This window comes from Pseudomonas sp. EA_65y_Pfl2_P78 (assembly GCF_963970495.1).
In the GTDB taxonomy this organism is placed as follows: domain Bacteria; phylum Pseudomonadota; class Gammaproteobacteria; order Pseudomonadales; family Pseudomonadaceae; genus Aquipseudomonas; species Aquipseudomonas baetica_A.
Genome location: NZ_CAXAON010000001.1, coordinates 288,460 through 313,954 on the forward strand (window position 1 = coordinate 288,460; position 25,495 = coordinate 313,954).

Genomic DNA, 25,495 nt, shown 5'->3' on the forward strand with positions numbered 1-25,495 from the left:
CCAAATGTGTGCGAGCCCGCTCGCGAAGAGGCCATTACAGACGCCTGAAAACTCAAACCGGCAGGCTCGTTGTGGACTTGATCTCTGACAACGCCACAATCGAGTTCACTTCCTGAATCCCCGGCACCAGCGACAGCTTCTCGAAGAAGAACCGCTCATAGGCCTCGATGTCGGCCGCAACAATGCGCAGCAGAAAGTCGACCGCGCCCATCAGCACATAACACTCCAGCACTTGCGGAAAACCACGAATCGCTTCGGTGAATTCGGTGAAGTTCGAACGCCCGTGCGCATTGAGTTTGATCTCGGCAAAGATCTGCGTGTTCAGGCCGATTTTCTTGCGATCCAGCAACGTCACCTGCCCGCGAATGATCCCTTCCTCCTTCATCCGCTGAATCCGCCGCCAGCACGGTGATTGCGACAGCCCCACCTGTTCGGCGATCTGCGCACTGGACAGCGAAGCGTCCTCTTGCAGCAGGGCGAGAATCTTGCGGTCGTAGCCGTCCAGTTCGCTATGCATAAAAAAACCTCAAATAGACAACTTTGCGAATTGATCTTCCCGATCAGCCGCCATTAACGCCAATCATAGATAAGAAATACCCGGCACCGAATGTAAAAATTCCTCCAGCGATTTTGGAGACTCGTCATGCCGCACCTCGAAGCCGTAACCCCCCCACCCACCCGCGCCGACGTCTGGAACGTCAGCAACGCCCATTGCCTGGCGCACTATCAGATCCTCGCCGAGGCCGAGCCGGATTTGCTGGTGCGAGTGCTGAACCTGTTCGCACTGCAATTGCTCACGCCCGAGCAGGTCAACGTGCAGCGGCTGGACGATCTGCTGTCGATCGATCTGATCATGGGCGGCCTGAGCTGGCATCGCGCTCAGGTCATCGCGCAAAAGCTTCGTAACCTGATCAGCGTCTGCTCGGTGAATCTGCAAAACGCCGACAGCGCGTGGGAGGCGCCAGCGCAGGCTGCCGGCTGACAAATCCGGCAACGGCTTCGTCGGGTAGTGGCCCAACGGTCTGCCGGGCCGCGACTATCCTTTGGCGCAACGTCGCTTAAAAGGAAGCCCGCATGTCCGTTCAACTCGCTATTCAGGACCGCTGGCTGGAACTCAACGATGTGCTGCGCGAACTGGTCGCCCAAGGCTTCATCAGCCAGGACTCGGCGGAGCAGGCGCTGATTGCGCGCCGCCGTCATGCCGCCCACGGTCAGATACACCCGCTGGAGTTCATCGCCAGCCAACAACTGGACGACCTCAGCCGTCCGGGCAAGCACCTCGATCTTGAAAGCCTGACCCTGTGGCTGGCGCAGCAGGCCGGCCAGCCGTACCTGCGCATCGATCCGCTGAAGATCAACGTCGCCGCCATCACCCCGCTGATGTCCTACGCCTTTGCCCAACGGCACAAGATCCTCGCGGTTGGAGTCGACCGCGACTCGGTGACCGTGGCCAGCGCCCAGCCCTATGTGAACGGCTGGGAAGCCGACCTGACTCACGTACTGAAGCTGCCGATCAGACGGGTGGTCGCCAACCCGGTAGATATCCAGCGCTTCAGCGTCGAGTTCTTTCGCCTGGCCAAATCGGTCAGCGGCGCGAGCAGCGGCGATCAGCAGAACGGTAACCTGGGCAACTTCGAGCAACTGCTCAACCTCGGTGCCAGCGATCAGGAGCCGGACGCCAACGACGCGCACATCGTCAACATCGTCGACTGGCTGTTCCAGTACGCCTTTCAACAGCGCGCCAGTGATATCCACATCGAACCGCGCCGCGAGCAAGGCACGGTGCGTTTTCGCATTGATGGGGTGCTGCACAACGTCTATCAATTCCCGCCACAGGTGACGATGGCGATTGTCAGCCGCCTGAAAAGCCTCGGCCGGATGAACGTCGCCGAAAAGCGCAAACCCCAGGACGGCCGGGTCAAGACCAAGACCCCGGACGGCGGTGAAGTCGAGTTGCGGTTATCAACGCTGCCCACCGCGTTTGGCGAAAAAATGGTCATGCGCATCTTCGACCCGCAAGTGCTGCTCAAGAACTTCGATCAGTTGGGTTTTTCCGCCGACGACCTGCGCCGCTGGCAGGACATGACCCGACAGCCCAACGGCATCATTCTGGTCACCGGGCCGACCGGTTCGGGCAAGACCACCACGCTGTACACCACGCTGAAGAAGCTGGCGACGCCGGAGGTCAACCTCTGCACCATCGAAGACCCCATCGAAATGGTCGAGCCGGCATTCAACCAGATGCAGGTGCAGCACAACATCGATCTGAGTTTCGCCGCCGGGGTGCGCGCGCTGATGCGGCAAGACCCGGACATCATCATGATCGGCGAGATCCGCGACCTCGAAACCGCCGAAATGGCGATTCAGGCTGCACTGACCGGGCACCTGGTGCTGTCGACCTTGCACACCAACGACGCACCGAGTGCGATCAGCCGTTTACTCGAACTGGGCGTACCGCATTACCTGATCAAAGCCACCGTACTCGGGGTCATGGCGCAACGACTGGTGCGCACCTTGTGCCCTCATTGCAAGGCGCCGCTGACACTCGAAGATGAGGACTGGCAAACCCTGACCCGCCCCTGGCAGGCGCCGCTGCCGGGCAGTGCCCATCGCGCCATCGGTTGCCTGGAGTGCCGCGACACCGGTTATCGCGGCCGCGCGGGGGTCTACGAAATCATGCAACTGAGCGACAGCCTCAAAGCCTTCATCACCCCGGACACCGACCTCACTGCGATCCGCCGCCAGGCGTTCAAGGAAGGCATGCGCAGCTTGCGCCTGTCCGGCGCACAGAAAGTGGCGGCAGGGTTGACGACGATTGAGGAGGTGCTGCGGGTGACGCCGCAGAGCGAGCACAAATAATCAGATTGCCATCAAGCTGTTCTTAAGCCCGGGCCACGCCGTTACACTGGCGCCATCGCAACCCCATTGATCCATCCAACAAGGAATCGTTATGCAGACCGGAAGTGTGCTTTTACTGTTTGTGGCCCTGGCAATCGCCATTCTGTTCATGGGTTTCAAAGTCGTGCCCCAGGGTTTCGAGTGGACGGTCGAGCGCTTCGGGCGCTACACCAACACCCTCAAACCTGGCCTGAACATCATCATTCCGGTGATGGATCGTATCGGTCGCAAGATCAACGTGATGGAAAGCGTGCTGGACATCCCTCCTCAGGAAGTCATCACCTCCGACAACGCCACGGTGCAGATCGACGCCGTGTGTTTCTTCCAGGTGGTCAACACGGCCCAGGCCGCCTACGAGGTGAACAACCTCGAACACGCCATTCGCAATTTGCTGCAGACCAACATCCGCACTGTGCTCGGTTCCATGGAGCTGGACGCCATGCTCAGCCAGCGTGACAACATCAACGAACGGCTGCTGCGCACCGTCGACGAAGCCACCGCCCCCTGGGGCATCAAAATCACCCGGATCGAAATAAAGGACATCAGCCCGCCCGCTGACCTGATGGCTGCCATGTCCGGACAAATGAAAGCCGAACGTATCAAACGTGCGCAGATCCTCGAAGCCGAGGGCCTGCGAGCCTCGGCGATCCTCACCGCAGAGGGCAAGAAGCAGGCACAGATTCTGGAAGCCGAAGGTAGCCGTCAGGCCGCGTTTCTTGAATCCGAAGCCCGCGAGCGCCAGGCCGAAGCCGAAGCCCAGGCGACCAAAGTGGTGTCCGAAGCCATCGCCGGCGGCAACGTACAAGCGGTCAACTATTTCGTCGCGCAAAAATACATCGACGCACTGGGCAAACTGGCCTCGGCCAACAACAGCAAAGTCATCCTCATGCCACTGGAAGCCAGTTCGATGATCGGCGCGGTGGGTGGGATTACCGAAATTGTCAAAGCGACTTTTGACGGCAAGAAGGTCTGAGTCATGCCGACCGAACTGTTCACCTTCTGGAGTTGGCTGGGGCTGGGCACGGTGTTCCTGATCCTCGAAGTGTTCGGGGCTGGCGGCTATCTGTTGTGGATCGGCATGGCGGCTGCCGCTGTCGGGGTCACAACGTTTGTCTTGCCGACGCTGCCGTGGGAAATCCAGCTGGTGCTGTTTGCGCTGTTTTCGATCCTGACCGCGCTGTATTGGTGGCGACGCCAACGCACCGCGGTGCGTCGCAGTGATCAACCACTCCTGAACCTGCGGGGGCAGGAATTGATCGGCAACGTGTTCGTGGTCAGCGAAGCGATTGCCGACGGTCACGGCAAGATCAAGGTTGCTGATGGCGTGTGGATCGCCAGAGGGCCTGATACACCGGTTGGCGAGCGTGTTCGCGTGACCGGGCAACAAGGCGCGATTTTGTTGGTTGAGCATGCCGAATGATTGCGTACGGAACCGGATCGGGAAAATGACGATCCAACGCCGTAGTTAACCCCCAGGAGTCACCTCATCATGCGTCTCAAACTTGCTGTCGCCACGCTGGCCTTGCTGTCCCTTCCCGTTGGTTCGGCCATGGCGGACAGCTTTTGGCGTAACGTCATTTCGTCCGGTGCCACCACCGGTTCGACTTACCTGACCTTCAAGGATCACAAATTGATCGTCGCGGCACAGGACGATGCCGGCAGTTTCGTTGCCAGTGACGGCGGCATTCGCGGTCCGTATCTGGAAGCAGCGATGCAGAAAGTCCGCGCCGACAACCCGGGCCTGCAAGCGACGGACATGGAATTGGCGAATGCGATTCTGGCGAAGAACGCCGTGGCTTCCGAATAAGCCTTTCGCCCACAAAAATGCCGCTCGATTGGGCGGCATTTTTTTGCTCGCTATTTCACATTCACCATAGAACCCTGTGGGAGCAGGCTGGCTCGCGAAGGCGTCAACCCAGCCAATATCTCTACTGACTGACACAGCGCTTTCGCGAGCCAGCCCACAGTGGATCCGGTTCAACCGTCAGTTCAGCGGTAGTCGTCCACCGGTACGCAGGCACAAAACAGGTTGCGATCCCCGTAAACGTTGTCCACCCGATTCACCGCCGGCCAATACTTGTGCGCTTTGGTATGGGCATCCGGGGTGATGCCCTGCTCGATGCTATAGGGCCGTTCCCACACCCCGGTGACATCCGCCAACGTGTGCGGCGCATGCTTGAGCGGATTGTCTTCGGCCGGCCAGTTGCCATTTTGCACTTCGTTGATTTCGGCGCGGATGCTCAGCATCGCGCCGATGAAGCGGTCCAGTTCAGCCTTGGATTCACTCTCGGTCGGTTCAACCATCAACGTACCCGGCACCGGGAACGACATGGTCGGCGCATGGAAGCCGTAGTCCATCAAACGCTTGGCGACGTCTTCCTCGCTGATACCGGTCTGCGCTTTGAGTGGCCGCAGATCGAGAATGCATTCATGGGCTACCCGACCGTTGCGTCCGGTGTACAGCACCGGAAAAGCACCGGATAAATGCTGGGCCAGATAATTCGCCGCCAGAATCGCCACCTCGCTGGCGTCCGCCAGTTGCGGCCCCATCATCGCGATGTACATCCAACTGATGGGCAGAATGCTCGCACTGCCCCACGGCGCCGCGCTCACGGCGCCGTTCTGCGCCATTGGCCCGTCAATCGGCACCACCGGATGATTGGCGACGAACGGCGCCAAGTGCGCGCGAATGCCGATCGGCCCCATACCCGGCCCGCCACCGCCATGGGGAATGCAAAAGGTCTTGTGCAAGTTCATGTGCGAGACATCGGCGCCGATGTCTGCTGGCCGCGTCAGTCCAACCTGCGCATTCAGGTTGGCGCCATCCATGTACACCTGACCGCCGTGCTGGTGGATAACCTCGCAAATCTCGCTGATGCCCTCCTCGTACACGCCGTGGGTCGACGGATAGGTCGCCATCAGGCACGACAGCTTATTCCCCGCCTCGGCGGCTTTGGCCTTCAAGTCCTCCAGATCAACGTTACCCGCGTCATCACACTCGACGATCACCACGCGCATTCCGGCCATCTGCGCCGAGGCCGGGTTAGTGCCGTGGGCCGAGGACGGAATCAGGCAGATATCCCGCGCGCCCTGTTGACGACTCTCGTGATACTTGCGGATCGCCAGCAGCCCGGCGTACTCGCCCTGAGCCCCGGAGTTGGGCTGCATGCAGATTGCATCGAACCCGGTGATCGCGCACAACCAGCGCTCCAGCTCCTCGATCATCAAGGTGTAACCGACCGCCTGTTCTCGCGGCGCAAACGGATGCAGGTGGGCGAACTGTGACCAGGTGATCGGGATCATCTCGCTGGTGGCGTTGAGCTTCATGGTGCAGGAGCCCAGCGGGATCATCGACTGGTTGAGCGCCAGATCCTTGTTCTCCAATTGCTTGAGGTAACGCAGCATCTCGGTTTCGCTGTGATGGGCGTTGAACACCGGATGACGCAGGTAAGGCGTGTTGCGCTGGAGCGGAACGGGTATGCCGGAAAGCAGCACTTCAGCGTCAAGATCGTCAACGATCAGCCCATGATCGGCACCGAGCAGCACATCGAAGAGTTTGCCGACGGTCCGTTCGTCACAGGTTTCATCGAGGCTCAGACCGACTCGGCCACGGCCAAGAATTCTCAGGTTGATCTGCGCAGCCTGAGCACTTTCGATGATCGCGGTTTGCGCACCGCCCACCTCCAGCGTCAGCGTGTCGAAAAAATGCTCGTTGACCCGGCTGATGCCGTGGCGCTCAAGACCGGCAGCAAGAACGCAGGTCAATCGATGCACGCGCTGGGCGATCCGTTTCAAACCTTCCGGCCCGTGATAGACCGCATAGAAACTGGCGATGTTGGCCAGGAGAACCTGCGCGGTGCAGATATTCGAGTTGGCCTTCTCGCGGCGGATATGTTGTTCGCGGGTTTGCAGGGCCATGCGCAACGCCACGTTGCCCCGGGCGTCTTTCGACACCCCGATGATCCGCCCGGGAATGGCCCGTTTGTATGCCTCGCGACTGGCAAAAAACGCGGCGTGCGGGCCGCCGTACCCCATAGGCACGCCAAAGCGCTGGGATGAGCCGAACACCACATCCGCGCCCAGTTCACCCGGCGGCGTCAGCAACAGCAAACTCAGTAAATCGGTGGCGACACAGGCCAGTGCCTGTTGCGCATGCAGGTGATCGATCAACGGCCGCAGATCACGGATCTCGCCGTGCGTGTCGGGGTATTGCAGCAGCGCACCAAACACTTGGTGCTGCTTCAAGTTATCCACAGCGTCGACGATCACTTCAAAACCGAAGCCCTCGGCGCGGGTCTGCACAACGGAAAGGGTTTGTGGATGACAGTTTTCGTCGACGAAAAACAGATTGCTCTTGGACTTCGCCACGCGCTTGGCCAACGCCATGGCTTCCGCTGCCGCCGTGGCTTCGTCGAGCAGCGAGGCATTGGCCAGTTCGAGGCCGGTGAGGTCGATGGTCAGTTGCTGGAAATTCAGCAGCGCTTCGAGCCGGCCTTGGGCGATCTCCGGTTGATAGGGCGTGTACGCGGTGTACCAGCCGGGATTTTCCAGCACGTTGCGCAGGATGACGGTCGGCGTGAGGGTGCCGTGGTAACCCATGCCGATCAGGCTGGTCCAGACCTGATTTTGCTCGGCATAACCGCGCAACCTGGCCAGTGCCGCTTGCTCATCGAGGGCTGGCGGCAAATCCAGCGCACGATTGAAGCGGATCGACGGCGGCACGGTTTGCTCGATCAGTTCGATCCGACTGCCGAGCCCCAGGCTGTCGAGCATCGCCTGCTGCTCGGCGGCATCGGGGCCCAAGTGACGGCGCAGGAAGGCATCGGGATCACGTAACTGGCTCAGGGACGGCAACTGGGACATGACGGGCTCTCTCTTGGCTGGCGCTCGGCGTCAATGCAACACGGTCAAACCAGCATAGCAGTCGATATCGACGCGCACGGCTTGGCGCCGACGGCGGTTTCGGGCCATGCTGTGGCGCGCCTGCCTCAGGCATCCAACCAGCGGATGATCGACGCCCCATGAGCCAACTGCCATTCCTGCCGTTTTCCAAACCCGTTATCGATGAAGCAACGATTGCCGCTGTAGGCGACGTGCTGCGCTCCGGCTGGATTACCAGCGGGCCGAAAGTTCAGGCCTTTGAAGCGCAGCTCTCGCAATACTTTGGCGGGCGCCCGGTGCGCACGTTCAACTCCGGCACCTGTACCATGGAAATCGCCTTGCGCATTGCCGGCATCGGCCCGGGCGACGAGGTGATCACCACACCGATTTCCTGGGTGGCCACGGCCAATGTGATCCTTGAAGTCGGCGCCACGCCTGTGTTTGCCGACATCGACCCGATAACCCGCAACATCGACCTGGATCAACTCGAAGCCGCCATTACACCGCGTACCAAAGCGGTGATTGCGGTGTATCTGGCCGGTTTGCCAGTGGACATGGATCGCCTGTACGCCATCGCCGCCAAACACAATCTGCGCATTGTCGAAGACGCGGCTCAGGCCCTGGGTTCGAGCTGGAATGGCCAGCGCATTGGCGCAACCGGCGACTTCGTGTCGTTCAGCTTTCAGGCGAACAAGAACGTGACCTGCTCCGAGGGCGGTTGCCTGGTGCTGAACACGCCCGAGGAAGCACGGCTGGCGCAGAAGTACCGCTTGCAGGGCGTGACCCGCCATGGTTTCGACGGTCTGGACGTCGACGTGCTCGGTGGCAAATTCAACATGACCGACATCGCCGCCGCCATCGGCCTTGGTCAATTCGCCCATATCGAGGCGTTGACCGCCCATCGACGTGAACTGGCCCGACACTATTTCAAATGCTTCGGCGAGGATTTCGAAACCACCTATGGCGCGCAATTACCGCCCGCGGATTTCGAGAACAGCAACTGGCACCTGTTTCAGTTGGTATTGCCGGAGCGCCAGGATGGCTTGCCGGCGCGGGCCACGTTCATGGAGCAGATGCAGGCGCGTGGCATTGGCATCGGCTATCACTACCCGCCGATCCACTTGCTGAGCCTGTACCGCGAGCGCGGCTTCAAGGAAGGAACGCTACCTGTGGCCGAGCGGGTCGGGCGACTGATTGTGTCGCTGCCGATGTTCACCACCATGACCATGGAAGATGTCGAGCGCTCGGTGGCGGCAGTGAAAGCCGTGTTGGGCGGCGCCTGACGATCGCCCACCAAAAAGCCCCGACGGATCGGGGCTTTGGGTATTGCGTTTGGTTTACTCGCCGATGACAGCCTTGTAGGCCGCTGCATCGAGCAGTTTTTCCAGATCAGCGGTGTCGCTTGGCTTGAGCTTGAAGATCCACGCGCCATACGGATCGGAGTTGAGCAGTTCCGGCGAGCCGCTCAGCTCTTCGTTGACGGCAATCACTTCACCGCTGATCGGGGCGTAGATGTCGGAAGCCGCTTTCACCGATTCGACCACACCGGCCTGATCTTCAGCCGCAAACACTTTGCCCACGTCGGTCAGCTCAACGAACACCACGTCGCCCAGCGCTTCCTGCGCGTGATCGCTGATGCCCACGGTAACGGTGCCGTCAGCTTCCAGACGCGCCCACTCATGACTTTCGGCAAAACGCAGTTCAGCGGGGATATTGCTCATGCTCGGTGTCCTCAGGAAATTGTCAGCGGTCGTGCCCGCCGGAAAAGGTTAGATCAAAGTTTTGCCATGGCGCACGAAGGTCGGTTTGACCACGCGAACCGGATACCACTTGCCACGGATTTCCACTTCGGCGCGATCGGCGGTGGCCATCGGAACACGCGCCAGGGCAATCGATTTGCTTAGCGTAGGAGAGAAACTACCACTGGTGATCTCCCCTTCGCCAACATCGGCGATACGAACCACTTGATGAGCGCGCAAAACACCGCGTTCTTCCAGCACCAGGCCGACCAGTTTTTGCGCAATGCCAGCGGCTCTTTCCGCCTCAAGCGCCGCGCGGCCAATGAACTGACGCGATGCCGGTTCCCAGGCAATGCTCCAGGCCATGTTCGAGGCCAGTGGCGAAACGTCTTGGTGAATGTCCTGACCGTAGAGGTTCATCCCGGCTTCAACACGCAAAGTGTCGCGGGCGCCCAGGCCGATCGGAGAAATGCCGGCGCCGACCAGATCGTTGAAAAACGCTGGCGCCTGATCCGCTGGCAGGGCGATTTCCAGACCGTCCTCACCGGTGTAACCGGTGCGCGCAATGAACCAGTCGCCGTCAGCGTAAGCTTCGAAAGGTTTGAGGTGCTGGATCAGCGTGGCGCGGGACTGGGTCACCAGTTCGGCAATCTTGTGTCGGGCTTGCGGGCCTTGAATGGCGAGCATCGCCAGCTCTGAACGTTCGTGCAATTGCACGTCGAACCCGTCCAGTTGCGCCTGCATCCAGGCCAGATCCTGATCGCGGGTGGAGGCGTTGACCACCAGGCGATAACCGTCGTCGAGGCGATAGACGATCATGTCGTCGACGATGCCGCCACGCTCGTTGAGCATGGTGCTGTACAACGCACGGCCGGGGCGGTGCAGGCGTTCGACATCGTTGGCCAGCAAATGCTGGAGCCAGGCCTTGGCCTGAGGACCATCAACGTCGATAACGGTCATGTGGGACACATCGAACACCCCGCAATCGCGGCGCACTTCGTGATGCTCCTCGACCTGCGAGCCGTAATGCAGTGGCATGTCCCAACCGCCAAAATCGACCATCTTCGCGCCGAGGGCGAGATGCAGGTCATACAGAGGCGTACGCTGTCCCATGGGTTTCTCCTTCCGGGCGTGGCGAAGGTGCGGACAGCCGCTGCACGGCGCTCAAGCCTTGAAATAGAAGGCTTTCAGCCGATTTCAGCGAACGGGTCTGTCAGACGATCCGCACCGAATGCCGCGCATTGTAGCCGCATGATTCAGGACTGACGACTAAGTGTTTCTGTGTGCAGAACGTCTGATCAGGCCAATGACCGGCAACAACCCGACCAGAACCAGGGTCAACGCCGGTAATGACGCCCTTGCCCACTCTCCTTCACTGGTCATCTCGAAGATCCGCACAGCCAGCGTATCCCAGCCAAACGGGCGCATCAGCAGGGTCGCGGGCATTTCCTTGAGCACATCGACGAACACCAGCAACGCCGCGCTCAGCGTCCCGGGCAACAACAACGGCAGATACACTTTGAAAAACAGTCGTGGCCCACTGACACCCAGGCTACGTGCCGCTTCGGGCAAAGAGGGCCGTATACGCGCCAGGCTGTTTTCCAACGGGCCATAGGCCACAGCGATAAACCGCACCAGATACGCCATCAGCAACGCTGCCAGACTGCCGAGCAACAACGGTTTGCCTGCGCCACCGAGCCAGCCGGAGAGCGGAATCACCATTTCCCGGTCCAGATAACTGAACGCCAACATGATCGATACCGCCAGCACCGACCCCGGCAAGGCGTAACCGAGGTTGGCCAGACTCACCCCGGAACGAATCGCCCGAGTGGGTGCCAGACGCCGGGCGAAGGCCAGCAGCAACGCAACGCTGACGGTCATCAACGCCGCCATCCCCCCCAGGTACAGGGTGTGAATGATCAGTCCGACGTAGCGCTCATCCAGATCGAAGCGTCCGCGCTGCCAGAACCAGACGATCAGTTGCAACAGCGGAATGACGAACGCGCAGGCGAAAACCAGTCCACACCAACTCATTGCCGCGAACGCCTTCAACCCACGCAAGTGATACAACGCCTTGACCCGCGGCCGCTCGTTGCCCGCCCGGTTGGCCCCTCGCGCGCGGCGCTCGCCATACAGCACCAGCATCACCACCAACAACAACAGGCTGGCCAGTTGCGCAGCGCTCGACAGGCTGAAGAAGCCGTACCAGGTTTTGTAAATGGCGGTGGTGAAGGTGTCGAAGTTGAACACCGACACCGCGCCAAAATCGGCGAGGGTTTCCATCAGCGCCAGTGCCACGCCGGCACCGATGGCCGGACGCGCCATCGGCAACGCCACGCGCCAGAACGCTTGCCACGGTGATTGGCCAAGCACCCGCGCCGCTTCCATCAGCCCTTTGCCCTGCGCGAGGAACGCAGTGCGCGCCAACAGGTAAACGTAGGGATAGAAAACCAGCACCAGCACCACAATCACCCCGCCGGTGGAACGCACCCGCGGAAGCCGCAGGCCCGAACCGAACCACTCGCGCAGCAGGGTTTGCACGGGGCCGGCGAAATCAAGCAGGCCGACAAAGACAAACGCCAGCACGTAGGCCGGGATGGCGAACGGCAACATCAGCGCCCAGTCCAGCCAGCGTCGCCCTGGGAATTCGCACAGGCTGGTGAGCCAGGCGAGGCTGACGCCGAGCAGCGTCACCCCGACACCGACGCCCAGCACCAGCGTCAGGGTGTTGCCCAGCAGGCGCGGCATCTGGGTTTGCCACAGGTGCGACCAGATCTGCTGGTCGATGCTCTGCCATGAGAGCAGCAACACGCTCAGGGGCAACAGCACCAGCGCAGCAATGGCGAAGACGATGGGATACCAGCGGCGTTGGACGGGGTGGGCCACTTTTGGCTCTCTGAGGGCTAAATGATTGTGCCCACGCTCTGCGTGGGCACACATCTTATGAGGTTCCGCGTCAGGGTTTCAGCAAATCGACGCGCAGCGTCGGGGGCTGCGTTCCACCCGGAGCGTGGGCACGATCAACGGTGAGCAAGCAACAGACTCAGTTCCAGCCGGCACGATCCATCAACCGAATCGCTTCAGCCTGGCGCTTGCCTGCCACTTCCACCGGCAAGGTGTCAGCCACGAACTTGCCCCAGGCTGCCACTTCTTCGGACGGCGCCACCGCCGGGTTGGCCGGGAACTCCTGGTTCACGTCGGCAAAGATCTTCTGAGCCTCAGGGGTGGTCATCCACTCGACCAGCGCCTTGGCCGCCTCAGGGTGCGGCGCATGCTGGGTCAGACCGATGCCCGACAGGTTGACGTGTACGCCGCGATCGGCCTGATTCGGCCAGAACAGTTTTACCGCCAGATCCGGCTTCTGCTTGTGCAGACGGCCGTAGTAGTAAGTGTTGACGATGCCAGCATCGCATTGCCCGGCGTTGATCGCTTCGAGCACCGCGACGTCGTCGGAGAAGACGTCGGTGGACAGGTTGTTGACCCAGCCCTTGAGGATTTCTTCGGTCTTCGTTGCGCCATGGACTTCGATCATGGTGGCGGTCAGCGACTGGTTATAGACCTTCTTCGCGGTGCGCAGGCACAGGCGGCCTTCCCAGTTTTTGTCGGCCAGCGCTTCGTAGGTGGTCAGTTCGCCCGGTTTCACCCGTTTGGTGGAATAGGCGATGGTCCGCGCACGCAGGCTCAGGCCGGTCCAGGCATGGGTGGACGAGCGGTATTGGGCGGGAATGTTGGCATCGATGGCTTTGGAAGTGAACGGCTGGAGAATGCCCATTTGCTCGGCCTGCCAGAGGTTGCCGGCATCGACGGTCAGCAACAGGTCGGCGGTGGCGTTTTCGCCTTCGGCCTTGATGCGCTGCATCAGCGGCGCTTCCTTGTCGGTGATGAACTTGATCTTCACCCCGGTCTTGGCGGTGTAGGCATCGAATACCGGTTTGATCAGTTCATCGATACGCGAGGAGTAAACCACTACCTCGTCGGCGGCCTGGGCGGTGGCGGTGCCGATCAGGGTCAAGGCCAGTGCGGTCAGAAGACGCTTGGGTGCCAACATGGGAGTGATCTCTCGGTCGGAAAAGGTGGGCCAAATGATAAGGACTCACATTTAGGTTCTCAATCGAACACTTTCCCAAGGAGTTACCAGATGTTGCGCAGCCTGTAACTTGTGCTGTCGGTTCTGCCCCCTTCGCGAGCAAGCTCGCGAAGGGGGCAGTAGCCTCAATGAAAATCTCAGGGCTTGGCGAGGGCCGGAAGATCACCGGTCAGGCCGAGGGCCTCACGTACAAACAGCGCCTTGGCCTCCGGCATCTGTTCAACCAGCTTCAACCCGGCATTGCGCAACCAGCGCACCGGCAACGGATCGGCCTGGAACAACCGTTCAAAGCCTTCCATCGCCGCCATCAGCGCCAGATTGTGTGGCATGCGCCGACGCTCGTAACGGCTCAGCACTTTCACATCGGCCAGACGCTCGCCGCGCTCCGCCGCTTGCAACAGGACTTCAGCCAGCACCGCCGCATCAAGAAAGCCCAGGTTCACGCCTTGCCCGGCCAACGGGTGAATGGTGTGTGCGGCATCGCCGATCAGCGCCAGGCCTTCGGCCACATAACGCTTGGCGTGACGCTGACGCAGCGGCACGCACAAGCGTGGATCAGCACTGATCACGTCGCCAAGTCGACCTTCAAAGGCGCGTTCCAGCTCGCGGCAGAAATCTGTCTGATCCAACGCCATCAGACGCTCGGCCTCACTTGGCGTGGTCGACCACACGATCGAGCACCAATCCTGCTGCCCGTCACGCTCCAGCGGCAGAAACGCCAGCGGCCCGTGATCGGTAAAGCGCTGCCATGCGGTCATCTGATGCGGTTGGCTGCTGCGCACGCTGGTGACGATGGCGTGATGCAGGTAATCCCACTCGCGAGTGGCCACGCCTGTCAGGCGGCGCACCGCCGAGTTGGCACCATCGGCCGCGATCACCAACGGCGCGCGCAATTGACGGCCATCGGCCAGGGTCAGCAACCAATCGTCACCCGAGCGGCGCATCTGCTCCAGTCGGGCGTTGGCCAACATGCCCAGGTCGCAGTCATGCAAGCGGTCGAGCAAGGCATCCTGCACTACGCGGTTTTCGACGATATGGCCAAGCACATCGGCATGCACGCTGCTCGCCGAAAAATGGATCTGCCCGGTGCCGCTGCCGTCCCAGACATGCATGTCGGTGTAAGGGCTGCTGCGTCGTTTGGCGATGCCGTCCCACACGCCAAGGCGTTCGAGAATTCGCTGGCTGGCGGCCGATAGCGCACTCACCCGCGGTTCAAATGCCGCGTCGGCATCGAAGGGTTTGACGCTCAGCGGGCTGCCGTCGAGCAGCAGGACTTCCAGCCCGCTGTCCTGCAACGCCAGCGCCAAAGCGCTGCCGACCATTCCGGCTCCGACAATCAGCAGATCTGCGCGCATTTCCATGCTTTAAGCCTGTCTCGCTTGCGGCTTGAGCCGCACGTAAAGGGTTTTACCGACCACGCCAGTTGGCGGCGCGATCCTGAAAGTGAAAGTGCCGGCCAGCCGCTCAAGCATCCGGACGCGTTCCCAAACCCATAGCCTGACGGGCAAACCAGCGCTTGGCCGGGGGCAGCAGATCAAGGCCGAGCAAACCGATGTTGCGGCCTAACGACACCAAAGGCTGGGAACTGCCGAACAAACGCGTGACCTGATCGGAGAAACCCACCGTCAGGTCTTGATCCAGACGCTGGCGCTCGCGGTACGCCTGTAACGTGGCGAAGTCGCCCAGCGGTTGGTCACTGCCGAGCAAGGCGCAAGCCAGGGCATCGGCATCACGCAATGACAGGTTGAAGCCTTGCCCGGCAATGGGATGCAGGCTGTGCGCAGCGTTGCCAAGCACGGCCAGATGCGAGCGCACCTGCTCTTCGGCCTCCACCAGCGACAGCGGATACAAATGTCGTGCACCGACCTGCTTCAAGGTGCCGAGGCGATAGCCGAACACGCCCTGCAACTCACTGAGGAAGTCGCGCTCGCTCAGGTCGGCCAGCCGTTGCGCATCCATGCCCAGACGAGTCCAGACCAGTGCGCAGCGGTTTTCCGGCAGCGGCAGCAGTGCCATAGGGCCTTCGTCGGTGAAGCGCTCGAAGGCCATGCCGTTATGCGCTTCGCTCGGAGTGATGTTGGCGATCAGCGCGCTCTGGTTGTACGGACGCTTGCGCACGTTGATGCCCAATTGCTCGCGCAGGCCCGAGCGACCGCCATCGGCCAACACCGCGAGGTCGCATTCAAGGGTGGTTTCATCGTTGAGGGTCAGGCGATAGCCGTCGGGCAGCGGCTCCATCCGCGTGACTTCAGCCGGGCAGCGCCAACTGATCACTTCTTTATCTATGTGCTGCCACAGGCACTGGCCGAGCCAGGCGTTTTCCACCACGTACCCGAGCGCTGGCACGCCCTCTTCCATCGCCGACAAACGCGCGGTGGAGAAGCGCCCACGGTCAGACACATGAATCTGTTTGATCGGCTCGGCGCGGCGGGAGATTTCCTGCCAAACGCCCAGCCGTTGATAAATCTGTCTTGAGCCGAAGGACAGCGCCGACGAGCGCGCGTCATAGCTTGGCTGCCAACTGTCGCCGGGGGCGAACGGCTCGATCAGGACAATTTTCCAGCCGCGGGCCTTGGCTCCGGCCTGCAGGGCCAATGCCAGACTGGCACCGACCAGGCCGCCACCGATGATTGCCAGATTGACTCGACTCATGCTGCGTGTGTCCGTGCTTGCGCCATCAGCGCTTCGATGTCGGCGACGGTTTTCGGTACGCCGCGGGTCAGGATTTCACAGCCACTCTTGGTCACTACCACGTCGTCCTCGATGCGTACGCCAATGCCACGCCATTTCTTCGCTACGTTCTGATTGTCCGGGGCGATGTAGATGCCCGGCTCCACGGTCAGCGCCATGCCGACTTCCAGCACGCGCCATTCACCGCCGACCTTGTACTCGCCAACGTCGTGCACATCCATGCCCAGCCAGTGGCCGGCGCGGTGCATGTAAAAGGCTTTATAGGCTTGGCTGGCGATCAACTCGTCAACCTCGCCCTGCAGCAAACCCAGTTTCACCAGACCTGTAGTGATCACCCGAACCGTGGCTTCGTGTGCCTGATTCCAGTGCTTGTTCGGGGCGATTTCGGCGAAGGCGGCTTCCTGGGAGGCCAGCACCAGTTCGTAAATCGCTTTCTGCTCGGGCGAAAACTTGCCGTTGACCGGCCAGGTGCGGGTGATGTCGCTGGCATAGCAGTCGATCTCGCAACCGGCGTCGATCAGCACCAGATCGCCATCCTTGAGCAACGCGTCATTCTGCTGGTAATGCAGGATGCAGCTGTTGCGTCCGGCGGCGACGATCGAACCGTAGGCCGGCATCTTCGCCCCGCCCTTGCGAAATTCGTAATCCAGTTCGGCTTCGAGGCTGTACTCGTAGAGCCCGGCGCGGCTGGCCTGCATCGCGCGAATGTGCGCCTGGGCCGAGATTCGTGCCGCTTCGCGCATCACCTTCACTTCTGCCGCCGATTTATACAGGCGCATGTCGTGCAGTAGATGATCCAAAGCAACGAATTCGTTCGGCGGCTGGGCGCCGAGGTGCGCCTTGGAGCGGATCACGTTGATCCAGTCCATCAGGTGCCGATCGAATTCAGGGTTGCTGCCCATCGCCGAATACACCCGGTCGCGGCCTTCGATCAGGCCCGGCAGGATGTCGTCGATGTCGGTGATCGGGAAAGCGTCGTCGGCACCGAAGTCGCGGATCGCGCCTTCCTGACCGGCGCGCAAGCCGTCCCACAATTCGCGTTCGGCGTTGCGCTCACGGCAGAACAGCAGGTATTCGCCATGCTCGCGGCCGGGCATCAGGACGATCACGGCCTGAGGTTCGGGAAACCCGCTGAGGTATTGGAAATCGCTGTCCTGACGGTAGACGTGCTCGACGTCGCGGTTGCGGATGGCAACTGCGGCGGCGGGCAGGATCGCGATGCTGTTGGGTTCCATCTGCGCCATCAGGGCCTTGCGGCGACGGCTGTATTCCGCTTTCGGGATATGGGTCATGGGCAGATGGTCTTCCCTGGATCGCGATTAATGCAGCGACGGCTTGGCGGCTGGCGGCACATCGGCTTTCTTGGTTTCCGAGAACAGCAGCAGCGGCGCGACGCGCAGATACTCCATGACTTCCATGTAGTCGGTCTCGCCGTCTTCGGATTCTTCCAGGGCATCTTGCACCTGGGAAATCGCTGCCAGATCCTGCAGCACTTCGGTGGCTTCAGTGCTGAGCATGCTGCTGTCGCGGCAGTTGAGGCCGAAACCGCTGAGGAAACCCTGGCACCATTGGCCCAGTGCAGCAGCGCGGTCAGCGAGTGGGGCATCGTCGGTTGGCAGCAGCAGAACGACCGTCACGTCGTCGCCGGTCAACTCACCCTTGACCATCTCTTGCAGGCCGATCAGGGCGTTGCGGACGTTGTCCTGGGGCTCGCTTTCCAGCAGTTCGGCGGCATCGATCAGCCACTCTTCGGCATTGAAGCCGGCACCGGCGCAACTGCGTCCGAGCAGCAGGCCATGCAGTTCGGCAGGCGAGACGTTGTGGCCGCTGGCAGTCAGCAGGGTGGCAAAAGCTTGGTACGGGGAATTGGCAATGGTCATGGGCAGCTAGGCGCCAGACGGCGCTATGTCTAGAATGAAGGCCTTGTATCCTACATCGACAGACTCGCCAAGACTATTAAAGGCTGTCCGGCTGTCACCTCCCGTCAGACACGAACTCAGTGAACCCCAATGGAAGACACCGACCTGCAAGCGCTGATGGCCAGACTCGAAAGACTGATTACCCGAGTCGAGCAACTAAAGAGTCAAAATACACTCTTACTTGCTCAGGAAAAGACCTGGCGCGAGGAACGCGCTCACCTCATTGAAAAAAACGAAATCGCCCGGCGTAAGGTCGAATCGATGATTTCGCGCCTCAAGGCCCTGGAGCAAGACTCATGAGTTCAAGCAATAGCGTTACCGTGCAGATCCTCGACAAAGAGTATTCGATCATCTGCCCGCAGGAAGAACGCAGCAATCTGGTCAGTGCCGCACGCTACCTGGACGGCAAAATGCGCGAGATCCGCAGCAGCGGCAAAGTCATCGGTGCCGACCGCATTGCCGTGATGGCTGCGCTGAACATCACCCACGATCTCTTGCACAAAGAAGAGCGCCCGGATATTCAGGCCAGCGGCTCGACCCGTGAACAGGTACGCGACTTGCTCGATCGTGTCGATCTGGTGCTGGCCGAAGATCCGGACGTCAGCAAAGGCTGATTCGCCAGGCCGCTTGAGGTATACTCGCCGCACTCCCTGGGGTGCTTGCCAGTTGACGATGTCCCTGAGCCGATTCGCACTACCCTGGAAGTTGCACGTTGGGCTGGTGTGCATGTCCGCCAGACGGAAAGCCTTAAAGTCTACTGCATCTTCCACCTTGAACTTTCGGGTTCAAGGGCTAAGTTGACAGCGGTTCATCCGGGGAGCCTGATTCGAATCCGATGTCGGTGAATGCCGACATCGGATTTTTTATGCGTACGTTTTCGTCCAACCTGCCGAAGCCGAACCATGACCGAACCCGCGCTACTGCCCCGCCCGCAACTCCGCCGCCTGCTGCGCAAGGCACGCCGTTCACTGACACCGGGCGAACAACGCCAGGCCGCCAAGGGGCTGTTCCGGCAACTGGCGCAAGACCCGCATTTTCGCCGGGCAAAACACATTTCCCTGTACCTGCCCACCGACGGTGAAATCGACCCACGCATGCTGCTACGTGAAGCGCAGCGCCGGGGCAAGGCTACCTACCTGCCGGTGCTCAGCGCCTGGCCACGCACCAAAATGGTTTTCCAGCGCATCCGTCCCGGCGAAAAACTCAAACCCAATCGCTTCCGCATTCTCGAGCCGCGCGCCAATCTGGCTCGCCAGCGCAAGATCTGGACACTGGATCTGGTGTTATTGCCGCTGGTGGGATTCGACGACGTCGGTGGTCGACTGGGAATGGGCGGCGGCTTCTATGATCGCAGCCTCGCGTATCTGGCGCGGCGCAAGAACTGGCGCAAGCCGACGCTGCTGGGGCTTGCCCATGAATGTCAGAAAGTCGAACGATTGGCGCAGGCGAGCTGGGATGTACCGTTGCAAGGCACGGTCACCGATAAGGCGTGGTATTTCGCGCGATAGACGCCGCGCAGATCAGCGGCGTCGAAAAGACAGTTCAGCGTTTGAACGCGGTCGACTGTTGAACCTGTTGCGCGACTTCGATTGGTGCGTCGGTCTTGTTGGTCCACAGGCTCTGCGCGTAACCGGTGGTCACGACGCCCAAGCCAAACAAAATAACCAAAGTCCATAGCAAATCCGGTTTGCGTTTCATCGATTGCCCCCCTCAAGGCACCTCATCACGATGACAGCAGCGGTTTCCGTTCGTAGGCCGTGCAGCAGCGTCAAGCTTTAAAGGCCGGCATTTTGCGGCAACGTGAACCTGTGCGCAAACGCTGACGTCAACCGACCGTCGGTTTGTCATAAAATTGCCCGACAACTTGCCCACCCATTCCGCCAGGAGAAAAACACATGGCCTATTGGCTGATGAAATCCGAGCCCGACGAACTCTCAATCAAAGGCCTGGAGACACTCGGCAAAGCGCGCTGGGACGGTGTGCGCAACTATCAGGCGCGCAACTTCCTGCGGGCGATGGCAGTGGGCGATGAGTTCTTTTTCTACCATTCCAGTTGCCCTGAGCCGGGCATTGCCGGGATTGGCAAAATCATTCAAGCGGCCTACCCCGATCCGACGGCTCTGGAGCCGCAGAGTCATTACTTCGACGCGAAGGCCACACCAGAGAAAAACGCCTGGAGCGCGATTGATGTCGCCCATGTCGAAACATTTGCCCGGGTCTTGAAGCTGGACTACCTCAAGCAGCAGACCGCGCTGGCCGAAATGCCACTCGTGCAAAAAGGCAGTCGCCTTTCAGTCATGCCCGTCACAGCCCAGCAATGGGCAGCGGTACTCGGATTACGCTGATAACTCTTCGGTCACCGTTTTTTACCTGCAAAAAGGGCTAGGCTTGGCGCTCATTTGATTGACATCAAGCGACGCCGTCGCTTGAACCGTCAGACTGGACGCAATAGCCGCAGGATGCCCTCATGTCAACGCACAGCCGATCTTCACTCATATACGCCGGGGCTCTCCTGGTTCTGCTGGCGGGAGCGGGTGGCTTCGGTTACTGGCTTTCGGTGAGCAACCGCCTGCCCGAAGGCCTTTCGCTGGGCAATGGACGACTGGAAGCCACCGAGGTGCAGATCGCCAGCAAGACGCCCGGCCGCCTGGCCGAGGTGCTGGTCGATGAAGGCGACAAGGTCAGCAAAGGGCAATTGCTCGCCCGCATGGACACCCGCACCCTCGAGGCCGAGCGCAACCAGGCCGAAGCCGAAGTCTTGCGCGCCCGGGAAAACCTCAACGCCGCGCAGGCCAATGTGCAATTACGCCAGAGTGAGTTGCTGCTGGCCCAGCAAGAGATTGGCCGATCCCAATCGCTGTTCAAGCACGGTTACGTCAGCGCCCAGGTCATCGATCAGTTGCAATCACGCATCGGCACCGGTAACGCCGCCGTCAACGCAGCCCGGGCCCAAGTGTCTGCGGTGGGGGCGGCGATCGGGGCGGCGCAGGCGCAAGTGGCGCAACTGACCAGTGAGATCGATGACAGCAGCTTGCGCGCGCCCATCGACGGAGTGATCCAGTTGCGCATGGCCGAGCCCGGCGAGGTGCTGGGGGCTGGCGGTCGGGTGTTGTTGTTGATCGACCCTAACGACCAATACATGAATCTTTACCTGTCAGCCTCCGTGGCTGGGCGCCTGGCGGTGGGCGATGAAGCGCGCGTCCTGCTCGATGCCCTGCCAGACAAGCCGTTGCCCGCGACAATCAGCTTCGTTGCCGCCAAATCGCAGTTCACCCCAAAAGAGGTCGAGACCCGCGACGAGCGGCAAAAACTGGTGTTCCGCGTCAAGCTGCAACTGGTGCAACCCAGCGCCGTGCCGCAGGCCAAACCCGGCATGCCCGGTGCCGGCTATGTGCGCACCGCGCCGATTGCCTGGCCGGCCAATTTGCAATGAGCAACTGCGCGGTTCAGGCGACCGGTATCGTCCACCGCTACGGTAAACAGCAGGCGTTGAGCGACATTGCCTTCAGCCTGCCGGTCGGCACCCGTTGCGGGCTGATCGGCCCTGATGGCGCGGGCAAATCTAGTCTGCTGGGACTGATCGCCGGCGTGAAAGCCCTGCAACAAGGCCAACTGGACGTCCTGGGCGGCCCGATTCAGGATCGCCACCATCGCAACACGCTCTATGCCCGCATCGCCTTCATGCCTCAGGGGCTGGGCGGCAACTTGTATCCCGAACTGTCGATCACCGAGAACATTCAGTTCTTTGCCACACTCTTTGGCCTGTCGAATGCCGAAAGCGAGCAACGCATGCACAACCTGCTGCTCGCCACGGATCTGCTGAAGTTCGCCGATCGCCCGGCCGGCAAGTTGTCCGGCGGCATGAAGCAGAAGCTGGGGCTGTGCTGCGCGCTGATTCATGAACCGGATCTGCTGATCCTCGATGAGCCGACCACCGGCGTCGATCCACTCTCGCGCCGGCGCTTTTGGGAGCTGATCGACGATGTGCGACGCCAGCGCCCGCAATTGACCCTGCTGGTGGCCACGGCCTACATGGAAGAAGCCGAACAGTTCGAACAGTGCCTGATGCTCGATGGCGGCAAGTTGATCGCCACCGGGCTGAGCCATGAACTGGCAGCCGTGACCCCGAGTGGCAAACTCGATGACGCCTTTACGCATTTTCAGGGTGACAGCGATCACGATGCTCAGCCGCTGGTGATTGCGCCCCGCGCCGAGGGCAACACCGACATCGCCATCGAAGCCCATGACCTGACCCTGCGTTTCGGCGACTTCACGGCAGTGGATCACGTCAGCTTCGCCATCGGTCGCGGCGAGATTTTCGGCTTTCTCGGCTCCAACGGCTGCGGCAAGACCACCACCATGAAAGTCCTGACCGGGCTGATGCCGGCCAGCGAAGGCAGCGCGACGTTGCTGGGCAACCCGGTGAACGCCAAGGATCTGGGCACGCGCAAGCGGGTCGGGTTCATGTCCCAGAGCTTTTCGCTGTACGGCGAACTCAGTGTGCGGCAGAACCTCGACCTGCACGCCCGGTTGTTCGACTTGCCCAAAACCGAGAGTGCGCAGCGCATTGACGGGCTGATCCAGCGCTTCAATCTGCTCGACGTCGCTGACCAGCCGTCCGGCGCGTTGCCTCTGGGGCTGCGGCAACGCCTTTCGCTGGCGGTGGCGGTGTTGCATCACCCGGAAGTGCTGATCCTCGATGAGCCGACCTCAGGCGTCGACCCCGCAGCACGCGACGACTTCTGGCGTTTGCTGATCGAGTTGTCCCGCGATCAAGGCGTGACGATTTTCCTGTCGACCCACTTCATGAACGAAGCCCAGCGCTGCGACCGCATCTCACTGATGCACGCGGGCAAAGTATTGGCTTGCGACACGCCGGCCGCGCTGCAACGTCAGTTCGCCGGCGACACGCTGGAAGCGGCCTTCGTGACCTGCCTGGAACAGGCCCAGGGCAAGGCCGAATCGCACCCCGCAGCCGAACCGCCAATGGCGCCAGCGGCCGCGACTGAGCCGGTCAAGCAGCAAGGTTTGAGCCTCGGTCGCTTGTTGGCGGTGGCCCGTCGCGAAGGCAAGGAATTGCTGCGCGACAAGGTACGCATGGTGTTTGCGCTGGCGGGGGCGATTTTCATGATGGTGATTTTCGGCTACGGGATCTCCCTGGACGTCGAAAACCTCGCGTTCGCCGTTTACGACCAGGATCAAACGCCGCAGAGCCGGGCCTATCTGGAAGCCTTTCGCGGCTCGCGCTACTTCAAGGAACAGCCGGCCATTCAAGACGCTCAAGCGCTGCATCGACGATTGCAACGCTCGGAAATCAAACTGGCGCTGGAGATCCCGCCCGGCTTCGGCCGTGATCTCTACGCCGGACGCCAGCCCGAAGTGGCGGCGTGGCTGGATGGCGGCATGCCGTTTCGCGCCGAAACCAGCCGCAACTACGTCGAAGCCGTGCATCTGGCCAATCTTCAACAACTGGCCGAACAGAGCAGTCCGGCGTTAAGCCGCCCGCCGGCCGCCAGCCTGCAAACCCGCTTTCGCTATAACCAGGATGTGGTCAGCGTCAATGCCATCGGCCCCGGGGTCATGGCGCTGATCCTGGCGTTCATTCCGGCCATGCTGACCGCGCTGGGTATCGTGCGTGAGAAAGAGCTGGGGTCGATCACCAACTTCTACGCCACGCCCCTGACCCGTCTGGAATTTCTGTTGGGCAAACAGGCACCGTATCTGCTGATCAGTCTGGTCAACCTCGCCGTGCTGGTGGCGATGAACCGCTGGCTGTTCGGCGTGCCGTTCAAGGGCAGCCTGCTGACCCTGGCGTTCGGTGGTTTGCTGTACGTGTTGGCGACCACCAGCATGGGCCTGCTGATCTCGGCCTTCACCCGCACGCAAATCGCCGCGATCCTCGGCACCATGATCATCACCAGCCTGCCGACCATCCAGTTTTCCGGGCTGATCGTGCCGCGCTCTTCGCTTGAAGGGGCGGCGGCGGTCATGGGGATGCTGTTTCCGGCCGGCCATTTCCTCGACATCGCGGTGGGCACGTTTACCAAAGCGCTGAATCTGCGCCAGCTCTGGCCGCAATGCCTGGCCTTGTTCGGATTCTTTGTCGGGTTCACCGGCCTGAGCCTGGTCATGCTGAAGAAGCAGGAGGTTTGATGCACAAGTTTGCGCACATCCTGCGCCTGGGACTCAAAGAGCTGACCAGTCTGCGCCACGACAGCGTGTTGCTGCTGTTCCTGTTCTACGCCTTCACCGTGGCGATCTACATGCCCGCCGCCGGCTCGGTGATCGGCGTACACAACGCCAGCGTGGCCATCGTCGACGAAGACCACAGCGCCCTTTCGCGCCAACTGGCTCAGGCGTTGCAACCGCCGGAGTTCCAGACACCGGAGCTGCTGCCCTATGCGCAACTGGACCCGGTCATGGACAGCGGCCAGTACACGTTCGTCATCAACATCCCGGCGCGCTTTCAGACCGATCTGCTCGCCGGACGCCAACCGGCCATTCAAGTCAATGTCGACGCCACGGCCATGAGCCAGGCGTTCATGGGCGCCGGCTACATCAGCCGGATATTCCAGCGTGAACTGCAGGCCTATGGCGGGCAGAGCGAGGCCGCGGCCAAAGCCCCGGTGAAACTGGTCAGTCGCGCCCTGTTCAACACCAATCTTGAGGGTGGCTGGTTTCTGGCGGTGATCCAGATCGTCAACAACATCACCATTCTGGCCATCATCCTGACCGGCACGGCACTGCTGCGCGAACGCGAACACGGCACCCTCGACCACTTGCTGGTGCTGCCGCTGACGGCGATGGAAATCATGCTGGCGAAAATATGGAGCAACCTGCTGGTGGTGGTGCTGTGCACCTGGCTGTCGCTGGAGGTGGTCGTCAAAGGGGCACTGGGCGTGCCTTTGTCGGGCTCGATGAGCCTGTTTTTGCTGGTGACTGCGGTTTATCTGTTTGCCAGTACCGCGCTGGGCATCTTCCTGGCAACGCTGGCGCGCTCGACGCCACAGTTCGGCCTGCTGGCCATTCCGGTGATCATCCCGATGTTGCTGCTGTCGGGCGGCAGCACGCCGCTGGACAGCATGCCGCAGTGGTTGCAGTGGGTCATGCAGGGCTCGCCGTCCACGCACTTTGTCAGCCTCAGCGCCGCGATACTGTTTCGCGACGCCGGGCTGAGCGTGGTCTGGCCGGACTTGCTGGCGCTGACGGCCATCGGCCTGCTGTTCTTCGTCATTGCCCTGCTGCGATTCCGCAAGAGCCTGGCGTCTTGAACAGCGGCG

The 25,495-nt window shown here is 61.2% G+C and carries 24 protein-coding genes and 1 other RNA gene; 14 read left to right on the plus strand and 11 right to left on the minus strand.

Features of this window, described 5'->3' with window-relative positions; translation table 11 throughout:
• Positions 1–52: 52 nt before the first annotated feature.
• Positions 53–517, minus strand: a complete 465-nt coding sequence (locus tag AACY02_RS01320) for an Lrp/AsnC family transcriptional regulator (protein ID WP_221734057.1) — start codon at positions 515–517, stop codon at positions 53–55.
• A 126-nt stretch (positions 518–643) separates the two neighbouring features.
• Here AACY02_RS01320 and AACY02_RS01325 point away from each other — a divergent pair, with 126 nt between their 5' ends.
• The 5 genes from AACY02_RS01325 to AACY02_RS01345 all read left to right on the plus strand — a co-directional run bounded on the left by AACY02_RS01325 (position 644) and on the right by AACY02_RS01345 (position 4,705).
• The gene (locus AACY02_RS01325) at positions 644–982 is read left to right on the plus strand and encodes a hypothetical protein (RefSeq protein ID WP_339430423.1); all 339 of its coding nucleotides are present in this window, start codon (positions 644–646) and stop codon (positions 980–982) included.
• A 92-nt stretch (positions 983–1,074) separates the two neighbouring features.
• On the plus strand, positions 1,075–2,859 hold the full coding sequence (locus AACY02_RS01330) for a GspE/PulE family protein (RefSeq protein ID WP_339430424.1): 1,785 nt from the start codon (positions 1,075–1,077) through the stop codon (positions 2,857–2,859).
• Between the two features lie 91 nt (positions 2,860–2,950).
• Complete coding sequence (locus tag AACY02_RS01335; RefSeq protein WP_339430425.1) at positions 2,951–3,871, plus strand: SPFH domain-containing protein; 921 nt, start codon at positions 2,951–2,953, stop codon at positions 3,869–3,871.
• A 3-nt stretch (positions 3,872–3,874) separates the two neighbouring features.
• Complete coding sequence (locus tag AACY02_RS01340; protein WP_339430426.1) at positions 3,875–4,318, plus strand: NfeD family protein; 444 nt, start codon at positions 3,875–3,877, stop codon at positions 4,316–4,318.
• 66 nt (positions 4,319–4,384) lie between these two features.
• Complete coding sequence (locus AACY02_RS01345; protein WP_169843014.1) at positions 4,385–4,705, plus strand: DUF2388 domain-containing protein; 321 nt, start codon at positions 4,385–4,387, stop codon at positions 4,703–4,705.
• A gap of 182 nt (positions 4,706–4,887) precedes the next feature.
• Here the strand turns inward: AACY02_RS01345 and gcvP are convergent, their stop codons facing one another.
• On the minus strand, positions 4,888–7,761 hold the full coding sequence (gene gcvP, locus AACY02_RS01350) for an aminomethyl-transferring glycine dehydrogenase (protein WP_339430427.1): 2,874 nt from the start codon (positions 7,759–7,761) through the stop codon (positions 4,888–4,890).
• 158 nt (positions 7,762–7,919) lie between these two features.
• Here gcvP and AACY02_RS01355 point away from each other — a divergent pair, with 158 nt between their 5' ends.
• Complete coding sequence (locus AACY02_RS01355) at positions 7,920–9,062, plus strand: DegT/DnrJ/EryC1/StrS family aminotransferase (protein ID WP_339430428.1); 1,143 nt, start codon at positions 7,920–7,922, stop codon at positions 9,060–9,062.
• A gap of 54 nt (positions 9,063–9,116) precedes the next feature.
• Here AACY02_RS01355 and gcvH read toward each other — a convergent pair whose 3' ends face one another.
• From gcvH to AACY02_RS01395, 8 genes are all read right to left on the minus strand, one after another.
• Positions 9,117–9,500, minus strand: coding sequence for a glycine cleavage system protein GcvH (gene gcvH / locus AACY02_RS01360; protein ID WP_339430429.1), 384 nt, complete (start codon positions 9,498–9,500; stop codon positions 9,117–9,119).
• A 48-nt stretch (positions 9,501–9,548) separates the two neighbouring features.
• Entirely contained in the window at positions 9,549–10,631 is a 1,083-nt protein-coding gene (gene gcvT / locus AACY02_RS01365) for a glycine cleavage system aminomethyltransferase GcvT (protein ID WP_339430430.1), read from the minus strand.
• A gap of 156 nt (positions 10,632–10,787) precedes the next feature.
• Entirely contained in the window at positions 10,788–12,404 is a 1,617-nt protein-coding gene (locus AACY02_RS01370; protein ID WP_339430431.1) for an ABC transporter permease, read from the minus strand.
• A gap of 157 nt (positions 12,405–12,561) precedes the next feature.
• Positions 12,562–13,566: an extracellular solute-binding protein gene (locus AACY02_RS01375; RefSeq protein WP_339430432.1), complete on the minus strand. Its 1,005-nt coding sequence runs from the start codon at positions 13,564–13,566 to the stop codon at positions 12,562–12,564.
• Between the two features lie 176 nt (positions 13,567–13,742).
• Positions 13,743–14,960: a 2-octaprenyl-3-methyl-6-methoxy-1,4-benzoquinol hydroxylase gene (locus AACY02_RS01380; protein WP_339430501.1), complete on the minus strand. Its 1,218-nt coding sequence runs from the start codon at positions 14,958–14,960 to the stop codon at positions 13,743–13,745.
• A 109-nt stretch (positions 14,961–15,069) separates the two neighbouring features.
• The gene (ubiH, locus tag AACY02_RS01385) at positions 15,070–16,257 is read right to left on the minus strand and encodes a 2-octaprenyl-6-methoxyphenyl hydroxylase (RefSeq protein ID WP_339430433.1); all 1,188 of its coding nucleotides are present in this window, start codon (positions 16,255–16,257) and stop codon (positions 15,070–15,072) included.
• Complete coding sequence (gene pepP, locus AACY02_RS01390; RefSeq protein WP_339430434.1) at positions 16,254–17,588, minus strand: Xaa-Pro aminopeptidase; 1,335 nt, start codon at positions 17,586–17,588, stop codon at positions 16,254–16,256. The genes ubiH and pepP overlap by 4 nt, the downstream gene beginning before the upstream one ends.
• Positions 17,589–17,615: 27 nt before the next feature.
• Entirely contained in the window at positions 17,616–18,176 is a 561-nt protein-coding gene (locus tag AACY02_RS01395) for a YecA/YgfB family protein (protein WP_221730787.1), read from the minus strand.
• A 129-nt stretch (positions 18,177–18,305) separates the two neighbouring features.
• On the opposite strand from AACY02_RS01395, the gene AACY02_RS01400 reads away from it, so the two are divergent.
• The 4 genes from AACY02_RS01400 to AACY02_RS01415 all read left to right on the plus strand — a co-directional run bounded on the left by AACY02_RS01400 (position 18,306) and on the right by AACY02_RS01415 (position 19,723).
• Complete coding sequence (locus AACY02_RS01400) at positions 18,306–18,515, plus strand: TIGR02449 family protein (protein ID WP_221730788.1); 210 nt, start codon at positions 18,306–18,308, stop codon at positions 18,513–18,515.
• On the plus strand, positions 18,512–18,829 hold the full coding sequence (locus AACY02_RS01405; RefSeq protein ID WP_339430435.1) for a cell division protein ZapA: 318 nt from the start codon (positions 18,512–18,514) through the stop codon (positions 18,827–18,829). The genes AACY02_RS01400 and AACY02_RS01405 overlap by 4 nt, the downstream gene beginning before the upstream one ends.
• 30 nt (positions 18,830–18,859) lie before the next feature.
• Positions 18,860–19,038, plus strand: a non-coding RNA gene (gene ssrS / locus AACY02_RS01410) — 6S RNA.
• Between the two features lie 79 nt (positions 19,039–19,117).
• Complete coding sequence (locus AACY02_RS01415) at positions 19,118–19,723, plus strand: 5-formyltetrahydrofolate cyclo-ligase (RefSeq protein WP_339430436.1); 606 nt, start codon at positions 19,118–19,120, stop codon at positions 19,721–19,723.
• 34 nt (positions 19,724–19,757) lie between these two features.
• Here AACY02_RS01415 and AACY02_RS01420 read toward each other — a convergent pair whose 3' ends face one another.
• Positions 19,758–19,913 (minus strand): hypothetical protein, encoded by a 156-nt coding sequence (locus AACY02_RS01420; RefSeq protein WP_339430437.1) that lies wholly within the window; start codon positions 19,911–19,913, stop codon positions 19,758–19,760.
• A gap of 197 nt (positions 19,914–20,110) precedes the next feature.
• Here AACY02_RS01420 and AACY02_RS01425 point away from each other — a divergent pair, with 197 nt between their 5' ends.
• The 4 genes from AACY02_RS01425 to AACY02_RS01440 all read left to right on the plus strand — a co-directional run bounded on the left by AACY02_RS01425 (position 20,111) and on the right by AACY02_RS01440 (position 25,486).
• Positions 20,111–20,560, plus strand: coding sequence for an EVE domain-containing protein (locus tag AACY02_RS01425; RefSeq protein WP_339430438.1), 450 nt, complete (start codon positions 20,111–20,113; stop codon positions 20,558–20,560).
• A 122-nt stretch (positions 20,561–20,682) separates the two neighbouring features.
• Positions 20,683–21,648 carry an HlyD family secretion protein gene (locus tag AACY02_RS01430; protein WP_339430439.1) on the plus strand — a complete coding sequence of 322 codons (966 nt, stop codon included), beginning with the start codon at positions 20,683–20,685 and terminating at the stop codon, positions 21,646–21,648.
• Positions 21,645–24,368: a ribosome-associated ATPase/putative transporter RbbA gene (gene rbbA, locus AACY02_RS01435; protein ID WP_339430440.1), complete on the plus strand. Its 2,724-nt coding sequence runs from the start codon at positions 21,645–21,647 to the stop codon at positions 24,366–24,368. Before AACY02_RS01430 ends, rbbA begins: the two co-directional genes overlap by 4 nt.
• Positions 24,368–25,486 carry an ABC transporter permease gene (locus AACY02_RS01440; protein ID WP_339430441.1) on the plus strand — a complete coding sequence of 373 codons (1,119 nt, stop codon included), beginning with the start codon at positions 24,368–24,370 and terminating at the stop codon, positions 25,484–25,486. The genes rbbA and AACY02_RS01440 overlap by 1 nt, the downstream gene beginning before the upstream one ends.
• Positions 25,487–25,495: the final 9 nt, after the last annotated feature.

Bases quoted from the DNA above. Each gene is read 5' to 3' on its own strand.
- AACY02_RS01330 (WP_339430424.1), top strand. From the start codon at position 1,075: ATGTCCGTTCAACTCGCTATTCAGGACCGCTGGCTGGAACTCAACGAT.
- gcvH (WP_339430429.1), bottom strand. From the start codon at position 9,500: ATGAGCAATATCCCCGCTGAACTGCGTTTTGCCGAAAGTCATGAGTGG.
- gcvP (WP_339430427.1), bottom strand. From the start codon at position 7,761: ATGTCCCAGTTGCCGTCCCTGAGCCAGTTACGTGATCCCGATGCCTTC.
- ubiH (WP_339430433.1), bottom strand. From the start codon at position 16,257: ATGAGTCGAGTCAATCTGGCAATCATCGGTGGCGGCCTGGTCGGTGCC.
- AACY02_RS01340 (WP_339430426.1), top strand. From the start codon at position 3,875: ATGCCGACCGAACTGTTCACCTTCTGGAGTTGGCTGGGGCTGGGCACG.
- rbbA (WP_339430440.1), top strand. From the start codon at position 21,645: ATGAGCAACTGCGCGGTTCAGGCGACCGGTATCGTCCACCGCTACGGT.
- AACY02_RS01325 (WP_339430423.1), top strand. From the start codon at position 644: ATGCCGCACCTCGAAGCCGTAACCCCCCCACCCACCCGCGCCGACGTC.
- pepP (WP_339430434.1), bottom strand. From the start codon at position 17,588: ATGACCCATATCCCGAAAGCGGAATACAGCCGTCGCCGCAAGGCCCTG.
- AACY02_RS01430 (WP_339430439.1), top strand. From the start codon at position 20,683: ATGTCAACGCACAGCCGATCTTCACTCATATACGCCGGGGCTCTCCTG.
- AACY02_RS01380 (WP_339430501.1), bottom strand. From the start codon at position 14,960: ATGCGCGCAGATCTGCTGATTGTCGGAGCCGGAATGGTCGGCAGCGCT.
- AACY02_RS01400 (WP_221730788.1), top strand. From the start codon at position 18,306: ATGGAAGACACCGACCTGCAAGCGCTGATGGCCAGACTCGAAAGACTG.
- AACY02_RS01335 (WP_339430425.1), top strand. From the start codon at position 2,951: ATGCAGACCGGAAGTGTGCTTTTACTGTTTGTGGCCCTGGCAATCGCC.
- AACY02_RS01355 (WP_339430428.1), top strand. From the start codon at position 7,920: ATGAGCCAACTGCCATTCCTGCCGTTTTCCAAACCCGTTATCGATGAA.
- AACY02_RS01420 (WP_339430437.1), bottom strand. From the start codon at position 19,913: ATGAAACGCAAACCGGATTTGCTATGGACTTTGGTTATTTTGTTTGGC.
- AACY02_RS01320 (WP_221734057.1), bottom strand. From the start codon at position 517: ATGCATAGCGAACTGGACGGCTACGACCGCAAGATTCTCGCCCTGCTG.
- AACY02_RS01375 (WP_339430432.1), bottom strand. From the start codon at position 13,566: ATGTTGGCACCCAAGCGTCTTCTGACCGCACTGGCCTTGACCCTGATC.
- AACY02_RS01405 (WP_339430435.1), top strand. From the start codon at position 18,512: ATGAGTTCAAGCAATAGCGTTACCGTGCAGATCCTCGACAAAGAGTAT.
- AACY02_RS01415 (WP_339430436.1), top strand. From the start codon at position 19,118: ATGACCGAACCCGCGCTACTGCCCCGCCCGCAACTCCGCCGCCTGCTG.
- AACY02_RS01425 (WP_339430438.1), top strand. From the start codon at position 20,111: ATGGCCTATTGGCTGATGAAATCCGAGCCCGACGAACTCTCAATCAAA.
- AACY02_RS01395 (WP_221730787.1), bottom strand. From the start codon at position 18,176: ATGACCATTGCCAATTCCCCGTACCAAGCTTTTGCCACCCTGCTGACT.
- gcvT (WP_339430430.1), bottom strand. From the start codon at position 10,631: ATGGGACAGCGTACGCCTCTGTATGACCTGCATCTCGCCCTCGGCGCG.
- AACY02_RS01440 (WP_339430441.1), top strand. From the start codon at position 24,368: ATGCACAAGTTTGCGCACATCCTGCGCCTGGGACTCAAAGAGCTGACC.